We start from the raw sequence: 14568 nt of genomic DNA on the forward strand, positions 1-14568 counted from the left end.
TGCCTGGACGATGGGGTCGTTGACTGCATGCCCGTTCAGCACTGCGCCCTTCCAGACTTGCCACCACCTTAGCCATCGCCCATTGTCGTGATAACTCCCCTACCCCTGACCGACGTGGTTAGCCAGACTTACCAATGCCAACCGATCTGAATCTGCTCAAGGTCTTCGTGGTGGTGGCCACGGCCGCGAACTTCCGCGTGGCGGCCGATCGCCTGGGGGTCAGTCGCTCCGCGGTCAGCCAGGCCATGCGCCGGCTGGAAGACGAATTGGGCAGTTCCCTGGTGCAGCGCACCACCCGCAGCGTGCGGCTGACCGAAGCGGGCGAACGCCTGCATCGGCAGGTCGCTGGCCCCCTGGCTGGCCTGCTCGGCGCCCTGGACGAGGCCAGCCACGCCGGACCGCCCCGAGGGCTGCTGCGGGTCGCGGCCACCTCCATTGCCGAGCATTTTCTCGACGGGCCGCTGCTGGCGGGATTCGTCGAGGCTTATCCGGAGGTGACCCTGGACATCACCGTCACCGACGAGGAATTCGATATCGTCGCGCGCGGCTTCGATGCGGGCGTGCGGCTGGGCGAGGTGATCGAGCAGGACATGATCGCCATCCCGGTGACCGGTGCGCAACGCGAGGTGGCGGTGGCGACCCCGGCCTACTTCGCCCAGCATGGGCGTCCGGCTCATCCACGGGAGCTGGCCGACCACCGCTGCATCGGCTGGCGCCCAGCACCGGAAGTGGCACCCTGGCGCTGGGAGTTCAGCGAGGGAGGCCGCGCCTTCGACGTGGCGGTCTCGCCGCGGATCACCACCAACGACATGCTGCTGATGATCCGCACGGCGCTGGCCGGCGGCGGTATCACCTTCGGCATGGAAGACACCTTCCGGCTCTATCTAGAGCGCGGCGAGCTGGAGCGGGTGCTGGAAGACTTTCTGACGCCCTTTCCGGGGTTCTATCTTTACTATCCGAGCCGGCACAATCTGGCACCCAAGCTGAGGGCGCTGGTGGAGCATGTGCGGCGGTATCGGGAGACGAACGAGGGGTAGCGTAGGGGCTCAGGGTTGCCCTCACCCCGGCCCTCTCCCGGAGGGAGAGGGGGCGCACCGCTCAGCTCAGACGCAGCGTGGAAAACGGCGCAGCCTTTTCCGCCTGGAGCGAAGGCAGACCTGTTGGGCTTCGACGGTGGAGCTGTCTCAACCCAACCTACACACCCTGTAGGTTGGGTTGAGCGCAGCGAAAGCCAACATCAGCAACCGGGCCGTAGCGTGGAAAACGGCGCAGCCTTTTCCGCCTGGAGCGAGGACAGACCTGTTGGGCTTCGGCGATGGAGCCGTCTCAACCCAACCTACGCATCTGGTAGGTTGGGTTGAGCGTAGCGAAGCCCAACAACAGCACCCGGGCCGTAGCGTGGAAAACGGCGCAGCCTTTTCCGCCTGGTGCGAGGGCTAAACATTGTTGGGCTTCGGCGCTAGCGCCGCCTTAACCCAACCTACGCATCTGGTAGGTTGGGTCGAGCGCAGCGAAGCCCGACAGGCAGGGCCCCTCAGCTCCCCAGAATCCAACGGTCGATGGCCACGGCCACGCCGTCCTCCTGGTTGCTGGCGGTCACTTGGTCCGCGGCTTCCCGCACCGCCGCCCCGGCCTGGCCCATGGCGATGGCCAGGCCCGCCTGGCGGAACATGGGGACGTCGTTGCTGCCATCGCCAATGGCCGCCGTGCGCGCCACGGGTACGCCAGCCGCCTGGGCTAGTTCGATCAGGGCGTCGCCCTTGTTGGCCTTGGGGTGGGTGATGTCCAGGTAATAGAGCTGGGAGCGCAGCACCGTGGCGCCCTCCCCCAGCCGTTCGCCCAGCTCCCCCTCCAGGGCTTCGAGGCCGGCATGATCGCTGCCGGCGGCGACGATCTTGTCGACGCGATCCAGGTAGGGCGCGAAGGACTCCACCACCGTCGGCCCGTAGCCCAGTGCCCGGGTCTCGCGCGGCACATAGGGCCCCTCGGGATCACGCGTCAGCCAGAAGTCGTCGGCGAACAGCCAGACCTCGAAGGCCTCGCTTTCCAAGCGCTCCAGCACCTGGCGGGTGACGTCCTCGGCCAATCGGTGAGCACGGATCAGGCTGCCGTCCGCCTGCACCAGGTTACCGCCGTTGAAGCCAGCCACCGGCTGCTGGATACCCAAGAGCTGCACCAGCGGCAACAGCGCCCGTGGCGGACGGCTGCTGACCAGGGTGATGGCCTTGCCGGCCGCCTGCAGCCGCTGGACGGCAGCGATCACCGCCTCGCTCAGGCTCTTGTCGTCGCGGACCAGGGTGCCGTCGATATCCGACACCAGCAGGTCGATGGGGATCAGGTCAGCGGATGCCATGAGTGGCCGTCCTTCTTCAGCAGTTCATCGGCTCCGGCGGGGCCGGCACTGCCCGCCGCATAGGGTTCCACCTCGCCGCCCTGTTTCCAGGCGTCGAGGAAGGGTTGCACCGCGCGCCAGCCATTCTCGATGTTGTCGGCGCGCTGGAACAGCGTCTGGTCGCCGATCAGCGAATCGTAGATCAGCGTTTCGTAGCCGGTGGAGGGCTGCATCTCGAAGAAATCGCTGTAGGCGAAGCCCATGCGGATGTTCTCCAGCTCCACCAGCGGGCCCGGGCGCTTGGCGTGGAAGTCGAACCACATGCCTTCGTCGGGCTGGATCTGGATGATCAGATAATTCGGCCGCATGCGGTCGATCTTGGTGTCGCGGAACTGGGCGTAGGGCGCGTGCTTGAAGCAGATGGCGATCTCGGTGTCGCGCGCGGTCAGGCGCTTGCCGGTGCGCAGGTAGAAGGGCACGCCGGCCCAGCGCCAGTTGTCGACGAACAGCTTGAGCGCCACGTAGGTCTCAGTCTGGCTCTGCGGATCGACGCGCTCTTCCTCGCGATAGCCCTTCACCGGCTTGCCATTCATCGTCCCGGCGGCGTACTGGCCGCGCACCGAGTTGGCCAGCGCCTCTTCGGTGGTCTGGGGGCGGATGGCACCGACCACTTTGGCCTTTTCGTCACGCACCGAGGTGGCGTTGAAGGAGGCCGGCGGCTCCATGGCGACCATGGCCAGCAGCTGGAACAGGTGGTTGGGCACCATGTCTCTCAGCGTCCCGGTCTTCTCGTAGAAATCCCCCCGCGACTCCACGCCCACGGTTTCTGCGGCGGTGATCTGCACGTGATCGATGTAGTGGTTGTTCCAGAAGGATTCGAACAAGGCGTTAGAAAAGCGGCTGACCAGGATGTTCTGCACCGTCTCCTTGCCCAGGTAGTGGTCGATCCGATAGATCTGCTTTTCGTCCATGTTGGCCAGCAGGCGCTGGTTGAGCGCCTGGGCACTGGCCAGGTCGGCACCGAAGGGTTTTTCCACCACCAGGCGGCGATAGGCGTCGTCGCGCTCTGCCAGCAGGCCGGCCTGGCCCAGGCGCTCGGCCACGTCGCCGAAGAAGCGCGCGGCGGTGGCCAGGTAAAAGACGGCGTTGTCGGTCTCGGCCTGGGCGATGCGCTCGCCCACCGCCTGGTAGGTTGCGTCGTCCAGGAAGTCGCCCTGCAGGTAATGGATGCGGCTACGCAACCGTTTCCAGAGCTCGGCATCCAGGGCCTCGTCGCGGGACTTGCCCTTGGCTTCGGCCTGGTCGCGGATAAAGGCCTCCAGGCGATCGGCGAAACCTTCATCCGTATTGGGGTTGTGATCGACGCCGATGATCTGGGTACGCTCGTCGAGCAGCCCATCGCGCAGCAGGTTGTACAGCGAGGGGATGAGCAAGCGCTTGACCAGGTCGCCGTTGGCACCGAACAGAAAGAGCGTGGCCGGCGGCGCGGCAGGGGCTTTGGTGCAGGAACGCCGCTCCTGGGCAGCGGTGTCGGGGGTGACGACAGGAGAATCGGTCATGACAGGGCCTTATCCACGAGGGCGGCTGGTGCCGTCCCCCGGGACGCGGCCCGTGGCCGCTCCACAGGGGAACGGCCGGGGTTTTATTGCGGGATTTCGACGTGGCCGCCGAAGCCGAAGCGCATCGCCGACAACAGCTTGTCGGCGTAGGTGGCCTGCTGGCGGGAACGGAAACGGGCATAGAGGGCGGCGGACAGCACGTTGACCGGCACCGCTTCCTCGATGGCCGCCTCGATGGTCCAGCGACCTTCGCCGCTGTCGGCTACCGAGCCGGAGAACTTGTCCAGCGCGACGTCACCGGCCAGGGCCTGGGCGGTCAGGTCCAGCAGCCAGGAGGAGACCACGCTGCCCCGGCGCCAGACTTCGGCGATGTCGGCGAGGTCCAGGTCGAAGCGCTCGTCTTCCGGCAGCTTGTCGCTGTTCTTCATCTTGAGGATGTCGAAGCCCTCGGCATAGGCCTGCATCAGGCCGTATTCGATGCCATTGTGGACCATCTTAACGAAGTGACCGGAGCCGGCCGGACCGGTGAAGATGTAGCCACGCTCGGCGCGCTCGTCCGGGGCATTGCGGCCACGGGTGCGCTCGATGCTGCCATAGCCGGGGGACAGGGCCTCGAAGATGGGCTCCAGGCGCTCGACGGCCTCGGACTTGCCACCGATCATCATGCAGTAGCCGCGCTCCAGGCCCCAGACGCCGCCGGAGGTACCGACGTCGACATAGTCGATGCCCTTCTCGGCCAAGGTCTTGGCGCGCCGGATGTCGTCCTTGTAGTAGGTGTTGCCGCCATCGATGATGACGTCGCCGGGAGCCAGGCGGTCGGCCAGCTCGGCGATGGTCTGCTCGGTCGGCTCGCCGGCGGGCAGCATGACCCAGATGGCGCGGGGCTGCGCCAGAGCCGCGATGACACCGTCGAGACCGTCGGCGGCGATGGCGCCTTCCTTGCCGAGGCCGGCCACGGTTTCGGCACTGCGGTCGTAGACCGCGACTTCATGCCCATGCTTCATCAAACGCCGTGCGATGTTGCCGCCCATGCGGCCCAGTCCGATGATTCCCAATTGCATGCTGATGACTCCTTGAGGTCAGGCGACCGCCGCCTCGACCAGTTCGACGATTTGTTGCAGGCCAGCGTCTATGTCGCCGCCCTTGATATGCACACGCAGGTAGCGCCGTCCCCGTTCGGCCAGTACCTCGAGGTCGCCCTTGGCCTGGGCGGCCTCGACGACGCCAAAGCTCAGGCTACGGCCGGGAATCTCCAGGTCGTTCTGGGCATCGGCGGTAATCTGGATGAACACCCCCGAGTTGGGACCGCCCTTGTAGGCCTGCCCGGTGGAGTGCAAAAAACGAGGGCCGAAGCCGCCGACGGTCGCTACGCGCTTGCTGTCGCGAATGCTATCACGCATGGCGCTCAAGGCCTCCTCGTGCAGTTCATTCCGCTCGAGATAGGCGAGCACGGCCAGGTAGTCGCCTGGCTGCAGGCGCGCCAAGTGCGCCTTTAGCGCGGCGCGGACGCTGTCCTGGCCATGCAAGTCGGCATCGGCGAACACGGCCAGGTCTCCCTCCTCCAGCAAGGGTTGGTCACCGGCCAGTTGGCCTTCGCGTTCGTAGCCGTCGGTAAGGGCCCGGGTCTTGACCTTGCTGGCCTCGACGTCGGGCTGGTCGAAGGGATTGATGCCGATCACCGCGCCAGCCACCTCGGTGGCTACCTCCCAACGGAAGAATTCCTGGCCGATCAGCGCCGGGCGAGCGAGGCGGATATCGATCACCGGATGACCTGCCGCGGCCAGTGCCTGCAGGCGGCCGTCACGCTCGGCATCCTCTTCACCGGCCAGGACCAGGCTGACGAAAACCCGGTCCGAGCCATAGACGCTCGGCTCACCGAGGGGCTCCAGGTCCACCGGGATGATGCCCTTGCCCTGCTTGCCGGTACTTTCCGCCAACAGTTGTTCCAGCCAGGCCCCGAGGCTGGCCACCCCGGGAGAGGCGATCAGGGTGACCTTGTCGCGCCCGGCGCGCACCGCCTCGCCCAATACCACGCCCAGGCGGATGCCGGGGTTGATCGCCGGTGGCGAGCTGGGGCTGCAGGCCAGCACCATGGGCTGGGTGACCTGGAAGAAGTCGGCGACAGAATGCCCGAGCAAGGCCAGGGGGACCATGCCGAATACCGAGAGGACCGAATAGCGCCCGCCGATATGAGGATCGCCATGGAAGATGGCGCGATAGCCGTCGGCCGTGGCGCTGGCCTCGAGCTTGGATCCCGGATCGGTGATAGCGACGAAACGCCGACGCGCCTCGGCTTCGCCCAGTGCCCGCTCCGCGGCCTGCTGGAAGTAGGCACGGAGGATCTCCGGCTCCAGGGTCGAGCCGGACTTGCTGGACACCAGGAACAGGGTCCTGCTCAGATCCAGCTGGTCTTCCAGCGCGCTGATCTGCGCCGGATCGGTGGAATCCAGCACCTTGAGGGTGAGGCCGCCGCTGGCGGTACCCAGTGTCTTGGCCAGCACCTCGGGGCCCAGGCTGGAACCGCCCATGCCCAGCAGCACCACGGTATCCAGGCCCTCGCTGCGCACGGCCTCGGCCAGTGCCTTGAGCGCCGCGGGATCGGCCTGGCGGCCCTGGGCCGCAGCCAGCCAACCGACCCATTGGTCTTCGTCGCGACCGGTCCACAGCGAGGCATCGCCCTGCCAGAGGCGCCGGGACCAGCCTTCGCGCCGGGCTTCGTCGAGGCGGGCCTCGACGGCTTCGTTCAAGGCATCGGGAAGCCGATAGCTGGCCGCATTGAGGCGCTCGCCAAGCACATCGAGGCGCTTCTGCCCCACCGCGCCCAGCAGGGCATCGGCGGCGTCCTCGAACTGGCGGGCGCCGTCCTTGACCAGTTGCTTGGCCACGCCGTCCAAATCCAGTCCGAAGCGCGCCGTCGCCGCTATCACCTGCTGCGCCGCCTCGATGTCGGTGCCCAGCATGGGCGCCACGGTGCCATGGTCGCGGAAGGCGTCCATGGTCTTGGGCGGCATGGTGTTGACGGTGTCCGGCCCGATCAGTTGATCCACGTAGAGGGTATCCGGATAGGCCGGATCCTTGGAGCCGGTGGAGGCCCACAGCAGGCGCTGCGGTCGCGCGCCTTTGGCTTCCAGCACCTTCCAGCGCGGCGACTCGATCAGCCGCAGGTAGTCCTGGTAGGCCAGCTTGGCATTGGCGATGGCAATCTTGCCACGCAGCGCCGCCAGCTCGCCGTCACCGTCCTTGCGCTCGTCTATGCGCTTGTCCAGCACGCCATCTACCCGACTGATGAAGAAACTCGCCACGCTGGCCAGGCGGGAGATGTCCTGGCCCTGGTGCAGCCGCGCTTCCAGACCGGAGATATAGGCCTCGGCCACCGCCATGTAGGCGTTGCGATCGAACAGCAGGGTCACGTTGACGTTGATCCCCTCTTCGATCAGCTTGCGGATCGCCACCGCTCCTTCCGGTGTGCCAGGCACCTTGACCATCAGGTTGGGCCGCTCCACCGCCTGCCAGAGGCGACGGGCCTCTTCCAGGGTGGCGCGGGTATCCAGCGCCAGATAGGGCGAGACTTCCAGGCTCACATAGCCATCGCGACCCTCGAGCCGGTCATAGACCGGGCGCAGGATATCGGCGGCCTGTTGGATATCCTCGATGGCCAGGTGTTCATAAACGTCCACCGGCTCGGCATCGGCCTTTTCCAGGAAAGCCTCGAGGCTGGCATCGTAGTCGCTGCCGTGCCCCATGGCCTTCTCGAAGATCGACGGATTGGAGGTGACGCCGGTCAGGCCGTCACGCTCGATCAGCGTCTGCAGCTCCCCCTTGGCGAGGAACTCGCGGCTGACGAAGTCGAGCCAGACGGCCTGCCCCTGCTCCGTCAGCTGTTTGAGTGGATTGCTCATGTGGCGCTCCCCTGACGTTGCGCCTGTTCCTTGGCCAGCTTGACCACGTTCTCCACGGTGTAGCCGTATTTGGCCTGCAGCTTGCCGATGGGCGCCGAAGCACCGAAGGTGCTCATGGTCACCGAGGCGCCCTTGCGCCCGATGTAGCGTTCCCAGCCCAGCGGCCCCGCCTGCTCGATGGCGACGCGGCCCAGGACCTCGTCGGGCAGCACGGACTGCTTGTAGGCCTCGTCCTGCTCTTCGAACAGCTCCCAGCAGGGCATGGAGACGACGCGTGCCTTCACCCCTTCGCCCTTGAGTTGCTCATAGGCCTGCATCGCCAGGCCCAGCTCGCTGCCGGTGGCCATGAGGATGACCTGGGGCTTGCCGCCTTCGGCGTCGGCTACCACGTAGGCACCCTGGGCAACGCCCTCGGCGCTGGCGTATTTCCCGCGATCCAGGGTCGGCAGGGGCTGGCGCGACAGCACCATGCAGGAGGGTCTGCTGGTCTGCTGCAGGGCGATCTTCCAGGCCTGCACGGCCTCGTTGGCATCACCGGGACGCAGGGTCAGCAGGCCCGGGGTGGCGCGCAATTGCGCCAGGTGTTCGATGGGCTGGTGGGTGGGGCCATCTTCGCCAACTCCGATGGAGTCGTGGGTGAAGACGAAGACCACCGGCAACTCCATGATGGAGGCCAGGCGGATCGGCGGCTTCATGTAGTCGCTGAACACCAGGAAGGTGGCGGTGAAGCTGCGCAGGTAGCAAAGCGCCATGCCGTTGGCGATGGAGCCCATGGCGTGCTCGCGGATACCGAAGTGCATGTTGCGGCCGGATGGCTCCCGGGCCGAGAAGCTGCCGGCGCCGTCGAACTTGAGATTGGTCTTGGTCGACGGCGCCAGGTCGGCGGCACCACCAATCAGCCAGGGGATGTGCTGGGCGAAGGCATTGAGCGCCTTGCCGCCGGATTCACGGGAGGCCACGCCTTTCGCATCGGGCTCGAAGCTGGGCAGTTGTGCATCCCAACCCTCCGGCATCTCGCCGGCACGCATGCGCTGCAATTCGTCGGCGCGGGTGGGGTTGTCCTGGCGCAGGCGGTCGAAGGCGCGATTCCAGTCTTCGTAGAGACCGCTGGCACGTTCCAGCAAGGCATCGCGCAGGTGATGGCGCGCTTCCTCGGGCACCAGGAAGTCGGCATCCTCGGGCCAGCCGTAGGCCTTTTTCGCCAGCTTGATCTCGTCCGCGCCCAGGGGTTCGCCGTGGGCGGCAGCGGTGTTCTGCTTGTTGGGCGCGCCATAGCCGATGAGGCTGTCGACCACGATCAGGGTCGGCTTGCCGGTGTTGCCCTTGAAGCGATGCAGGGCTGCGGCCAGTGCCTCGGCGTCATTGGCATCCTTGACGTGCAGCGTATGCCAGCCATAGCCGCGGAAGCGCTCGGCGACGTCTTCGCTGAAGGCCAGCTCGGTGTGGCCCTCGATGCTGATGGTGTTGTTGTCGTAGATCCAGCAGAGGTTGTCGAGCCCTAGGTGACCGGCTACCGAAGCCGCCTCGCCGGTGACCCCTTCCATCATGTCGCCGTCGCCGCAGAGCACATAGACGTCATAGTCGAAGAGGGTCGCGCCCGGCTGGTTGAAGCGCGCGGCCAGCCACTTCTGCGCCAGCGCCATGCCGACGCTGTTGCCGCAGCCCTGCCCCAGCGGGCCGGTGGTGGTTTCCACGCCAGTGGTCATGCGGTATTCCGGGTGCCCGGGGGTCTTGGAATCCATCTGGCGGAATTGCTTGATGTCTTCGAGGCTGACCGCTTCCTTGCCGGTGGCGGTGCCATGCTCGTCGATCTCCTTGACCCCGGCCAGGTGCAGCAAGGAATAGAGCAGCATGGAGGCATGGCCGACGGAGAGGACGAAGCGATCGCGGTTGGGCCAGTCCGGGTGCTCGGGGTGATAGCGGAGGAAGCGGCTCCACAGCGTATGCCCGACCGGGGCCAGGGCCATCGGGGTACCGGGGTGGCCCGAGTTGGCCTTCTGTACCGCGTCCATGGACAGGGTACGGATGGTATTTATGGTCAGCTGGTCGGCGTTGGAGCTGGAAGGTGCGGTGGAACCCATGGCAAGCGTCCTCGTGCTGGCAGGGCACTACCCACGACGAAAACGGCAAGCACCGTCCGTGAAACCGTTTTCAGCCAAGGCAGCGCCTAAGAGAAGAAAGCAAAGCGTCCGGACCAGGTCCGGGACGGCGGGGGCGAGCGTCCTCTGCGACCCCACGCCGCAGTCGCGATCTTTCTCTAGAACAGCGCCTTAGACGGTTGGTTCCGCAGAAGTAGATAGCCGGCTATCGACTTGCGCATTCAGCAACCGGCAGCCAGGGACAGCTCTACCTCCAGCCCGGCGTCGCGCATCTGGGCCAGCTTGTACCTGAGGGTACGGGCACTGATGCCCAGGCGCTCGGCCGTCTCCTTGCGCCGGCCCCGTTCGGCCTTCAGCGTGTCGAGGATGACCTGGAATTCGCGATCACGCAGGTCGGCATCCAGCGGTCTCGTGGCGTCGCTGGTGCCCGGCTCCGCCACAGGCGCAGCGGCGGAGGCCTGAGGCATGCCGGTCGCCAGCCAGTGCAGGCCGAAATCCTCGGCCTGCACCTGCATTCCCGGTTGCAGGATCAGCGCGCGTTGCACGGCGTTGTCCAGTTCGCGCACGTTGCCCGGCCAGCCGTGCTCGGCCAGGGCCTGGCGCGCGGCCGCGGTGAGCACCGGCACCGCACGCTGCATCCGGGCGGCCTGCACCGCCAGCAAGCGCTCGACGAGGGGCACGATGTCGGCCGGTCGTTCGCGCAGGGGCAACCAGGCCAGGGGGAAGACCGACAGTCGATAGAAGAGGTCCTCTCGGAAGCGGCCGGCGGCCACCTCCTCCGCCAGCTTGCGGTTACTGGTGGCCACCACCCGGATGTCTAGCGCCAGCGGCTTGCGCGCCCCGACCCGTTCCACCTCGCGCTCCTGCAACACCCGCAGCAGCTTGGCCTGCAGCCCCAGGGGCAGTTCGGATATCTCGTCGAGCAACAGGGTGCCGCCCTGGGCCAGCTCGAACTTGCCGGGCTGGGCAGCGATGGCCCCAGTAAAGGCGCCCTTCTCGTGACCGAAGAGGATGGCCTCGAGCAGATGATCGGGAATGGCCGCGCAATTGACCGCCACGAAGGGTCCTTCCGCGCGGGTCGACTGGTCATGGATGAAGCGCGCCAGCACCTCCTTGCCGGTGCCCGACTCGCCGGTGATCAGCACCGTGGCGTCGCTCTGGGCCACCCGGCGGGCGAGGTCGAGCAGGTGGCGGCTCTGGGGGTCGACCGCCACCGGCTGGCGCTCCCCAGTCGTCCGTCGTCCTTGCGGACAGCAGCGTGCCAGCGTCTCCAGCAACAGCCGCGGCTCGAAGGGTTTGACCAGGTAGTCGGCCGCCCCGCTGCGCATGGCCTCGACGGCGCGCTCGATGCTGCCGAAGGCGGTCATCAGCAACACCGGCAGCGCCGGATCGCGCAGGCGGATACTGGCCAACAACTGGTGGCCGTCGATGCCCGGCATGTTGACGTCGCTCACCACCAGGCCGAAGGGTTCTTCCGCCAAGGCCAGCAGGGCCGCCTCGCCGCTGGCGACCGCGCGGTAGCGATAGCCACCGAGTTCCAGGGTATCGGCCAGGGCCTCGCGCAGGGCGCGGTCGTCTTCCACCAGCAGGATGGGCAGGGTCATGCCGAGGCCTCCGGAGTCACCAGCAACGGCAGGATGAAGGTCACCAGGGTCCCGCGGCCCAATCGCGAACGCACCGCCAGCTGGCCGCCGTGGGCCTTGGCCATGGCCAGGGCGACGGGGAGCCCGAGACCGGTGCCGGTGGTCTTGGTGCTGACGAAGGGTTCGCCCAGGCGCTGTTGCACCGCCGGTGGGATGCCCGGCCCGCGATCACTGATAGCCAGGCGCAATTCAGCGCCACGGCAGTAGAGATGCACCTTGAGCCGCCCGGGCCGGCCGGCACCCGCCAGCGCCTGGAGGGCATTGTGGATCAGGTTCAGCGCGGCCCCCAGCAGCATGTCGCGGTTGCACACGAGCAGACCATTGCTCGCATCGATCTGCCAGCGCACCTGGCAACTGCCCAGGTGGGGCGCGGCCGCCTCGCGCAAGGCGGCGAACAGTGCCGCAGGCGACAGCCGGTCCGCCAGCGGCAGTTCGCCTCGAGCGAACACCAGCATGTCGCGTACCTGGTTTTCCAGTTCGTACAGCCGCTCCTTCAGGCGACCAGCGAAACGCTGCTGCTGGGCCTCCGCCAGGCCGCCCTCCTCCAGGTGACTGGCATAGAGCAAGGCGGCGGTGAGCGGGGTGCGGATCTGATGGGCCAGCGAGGCCATGGTCCGCCCCAACGCGGACAGCCGCTCATGGCGAGCCAGCTCGCCTTGCAGGTGCCGGGTTTCGGTCAGGTCGTTGAGCAACACCAGTTGCCCTGGCTCGCCGTCGAGCGAGCGGGTGGCGATGGAGACCCGGCGCCCATCGCGCAGGGATACCTCGTGGCCATCGTCATGGCGGGGAGCGAAGGCCCGGGCGATCACGCTGCGCCACGACTCACCCGCCAGCGGTTCCCCGAGCAGGGCGGCGGCGACGGGATTGGCGTCGCGCACGCGACCGCCGCCGTCCACCACCACGATACCGGCCGGCATCACGTCCAAGAGATTCTGCAGCCGGCTGGCCAGGCGCTCCTTTTCGGCCAGCTCCTGCAGCCGCTGGGCCGACACCCATTCCAGCTCTCCTTGCAGGGAATTCATCCGCGCCTCGAGCAACTGGAAGGATTCGCTCAGCTGGCGCGACATCTGCCCCAAGGCCTCGCGGGCCTGCGCCGAGGCGGAGGCCTCCACGACGGCTTCAGCGGGAACAGCGGCGGAAGAAAGGGCTTGCGCAGGCATCGGCTTCGGCTCGCGACGGACAATTGACATTGTCCGGGGTGGAGCAAGACCCATGCCGCCCTGGCGCCAAAGTGCCGTAGCGTGGAAAACGGCGCAGTCTTTTCCACGTGCCACGCTACAAAGAAGAAGGTGGATGAGGCTGCGCCGTCATCCACCCTACCTCTTGATCAGGGGCGCCCTGGTATCGCTGCCTAGGTTGGGTTGAGACGGCGTTATCGTCGAAGCCCAACAGGGCTGGCCGAGCTGGGCACCGTTGGGCTGCGCTGCGCTCGGCCCAACCTACAAGGAGTCTGCTAGAGCTCTTCGTCGAACTCGTCGTCGCGGCGGCCCATGCCGTACTTGCGCATCTTCTCGACCAGGGTAGTCCGGCGGATGCGCAGACGCTCGGCGGCGCGCGCCACGACGCCACCGGCATCATCCAGCGCCTGCTGGATGAAGCTCTTTTCCAGGTTAGCCAAGTAGTCCTTGAGGTCCAGCCCTTCGCTCGGCAACAGCGCCGAAGACGATACCTCGACGGTACCGATGCCGGCCATGGCTTCGCGCTCCTGCAGCTCTTCACGCAGGGATTCCACCATGGGATCGGCTTCGTCCTCCACGTAGCGAAACTTGAGCGGCAACTCGGCCACGCCGATGACGCCATAGGGATGCATGATCGCCATGCGTTCCACCAGGTTGGCCAACTCCCGCACGTTGCCCGGCCATTCGTGCCGACAGAGCGACATGATGGCCGCCGAGTTGAAGCGGATGGAGCCACGTTTCTCGTGCTCCATTCGCGCGATCAATTCGTTAATCAGCAGCGGGATGTCTTCGCCCCGCTCGCGCAGCGGCGCCATGTCGATGGGGAAGACGTTGAGGCGGTAGTAGAGATCCTCGCGGAAGGTGCCCGCGGCGATCATCTGCTCCAGGTTCTTGTGGGTCGCCGCGATGATGCGCACGTCCACGCTTTGGGTCTTGTTGCTGCCCACCCGCTCGTAGGTCCGCTCCTGCAGTACCCGCAGCAGCTTCACCTGCATGGGCAGCGGCATGTCGCCGATCTCGTCGAGGAACAAGGTGCCGGTGTTGGCCAGTTCGAAGCGTCCGGCGCGGCTGGTGATGGCGCCGGTGAAGGCCCCTTTCTCGTGACCGAACAGCTCGCTTTCCAGCAGCTCCGCCGGGATGGCACCGCAATTGACCGGTACGAAGGGCGCCTCGCGCCGCTTGGAGTGGAAGTGCAGGTTACGCGCCACCACTTCCTTGCCGGTCCCGGACTCGCCGAGGATGAGCACCGTGGCCTCGGTGTCGGCCACCTGCTGCATCATCTTGCGCACACCCTGAATTGCGCGACTAGTACCTACCAGGCTGCGGAACAGCTCAGGTTCGCGCTGGCGACCCCGATCCCGGGCCTGGTCGTACATCTCGCGATAGACCTGGGCCCGATGCAGGGAATCCAGCAACTTGTTATAGGCCAGCGGGTATTCGAGGGAGACCAGCACGCGACGACGCACGTCGTCCGGCCACTCCGGCTGGGCTGTCTCGCCCAGCAGCAACAAGGGCACCATCTCGTCCCAGGCCACGATCTGCTTGAGCAGCTCGACGCTGTTGCCGCGGGTATCGACGCGCCCGACCAGCACGCAGCTGATCTGCCGGCTGCTGTCGAGGGCTTCGAGGGAGGTTTGCCAGGTGGTACTGCTACAGGCGAGATGAGCTTCGCCGAGAAAATCGAGGATGATGGAAACGGCCTTGCACCGCTCGGTTTCATCGTCGATCAGAAGGATCTTGGTTTCACGCCACATGTCCCTGCCCCATCCGGCTAGTCGGTTCGCTACGCGCAGGTGTCGCCTGCATCCAAGTGCCAACTGGTCGGCATCTTGCGCAAGTTAAGACAAATTGCGACGCG

General features: G+C 66.5%; 9 protein-coding genes. 1 reads left to right on the forward strand and 8 read right to left on the reverse strand.

The window, feature by feature from the left end:
* The first annotated feature begins 134 nt into the window (after positions 1-134).
* Entirely contained in the window at positions 135-1037 is a 903-nt protein-coding gene (locus ACYJP6_RS18720) for a LysR family transcriptional regulator (RefSeq protein WP_459476675.1), read from the forward strand.
* 497 nt (positions 1038-1534) lie between these two features.
* Here ACYJP6_RS18720 and ACYJP6_RS18725 read toward each other — a convergent pair whose 3' ends face one another.
* The 8 genes from ACYJP6_RS18725 to ACYJP6_RS18760 all read right to left on the reverse strand — a co-directional run bounded on the left by ACYJP6_RS18725 (position 1535) and on the right by ACYJP6_RS18760 (position 14464).
* A complete protein-coding gene (locus tag ACYJP6_RS18725) occupies positions 1535-2353 on the reverse strand; it encodes an HAD family hydrolase (protein ID WP_459476677.1) in 819 nt (272 codons plus the stop codon).
* On the reverse strand, positions 2335-3891 hold the full coding sequence (zwf, locus tag ACYJP6_RS18730) for a glucose-6-phosphate dehydrogenase (RefSeq protein WP_459476679.1): 1557 nt from the start codon (positions 3889-3891) through the stop codon (positions 2335-2337). The genes ACYJP6_RS18725 and zwf overlap by 19 nt, the downstream gene beginning before the upstream one ends.
* 83 nt (positions 3892-3974) lie before the next feature.
* Complete coding sequence (gene gnd / locus ACYJP6_RS18735) at positions 3975-4952, reverse strand: phosphogluconate dehydrogenase (NAD(+)-dependent, decarboxylating) (protein WP_459476681.1); 978 nt, start codon at positions 4950-4952, stop codon at positions 3975-3977.
* 18 nt (positions 4953-4970) lie between these two features.
* Positions 4971-7790: a bifunctional transaldolase/phosoglucose isomerase gene (locus tag ACYJP6_RS18740; protein ID WP_459476683.1), complete on the reverse strand. Its 2820-nt coding sequence runs from the start codon at positions 7788-7790 to the stop codon at positions 4971-4973.
* On the reverse strand, positions 7787-9871 hold the full coding sequence (gene tkt / locus ACYJP6_RS18745; protein WP_459476684.1) for a transketolase: 2085 nt from the start codon (positions 9869-9871) through the stop codon (positions 7787-7789). The genes ACYJP6_RS18740 and tkt overlap by 4 nt, the downstream gene beginning before the upstream one ends.
* Positions 9872-10110: 239 nt before the next feature.
* Positions 10111-11493, reverse strand: a complete 1383-nt coding sequence (locus tag ACYJP6_RS18750; protein ID WP_459476686.1) for a sigma-54-dependent transcriptional regulator — start codon at positions 11491-11493, stop codon at positions 10111-10113.
* Positions 11490-12692 carry a sensor histidine kinase gene (locus ACYJP6_RS18755; RefSeq protein WP_459476688.1) on the reverse strand — a complete coding sequence of 401 codons (1203 nt, stop codon included), beginning with the start codon at positions 12690-12692 and terminating at the stop codon, positions 11490-11492. The genes ACYJP6_RS18750 and ACYJP6_RS18755 overlap by 4 nt, the downstream gene beginning before the upstream one ends.
* Positions 12693-12985: 293 nt before the next feature.
* Complete coding sequence (locus tag ACYJP6_RS18760) at positions 12986-14464, reverse strand: sigma-54 dependent transcriptional regulator (RefSeq protein ID WP_459476690.1); 1479 nt, start codon at positions 14462-14464, stop codon at positions 12986-12988.
* Positions 14465-14568 lie beyond the last annotated feature (104 nt).

It is taken from the genome of Pseudomonas sp. No.117 (assembly GCF_054558395.1).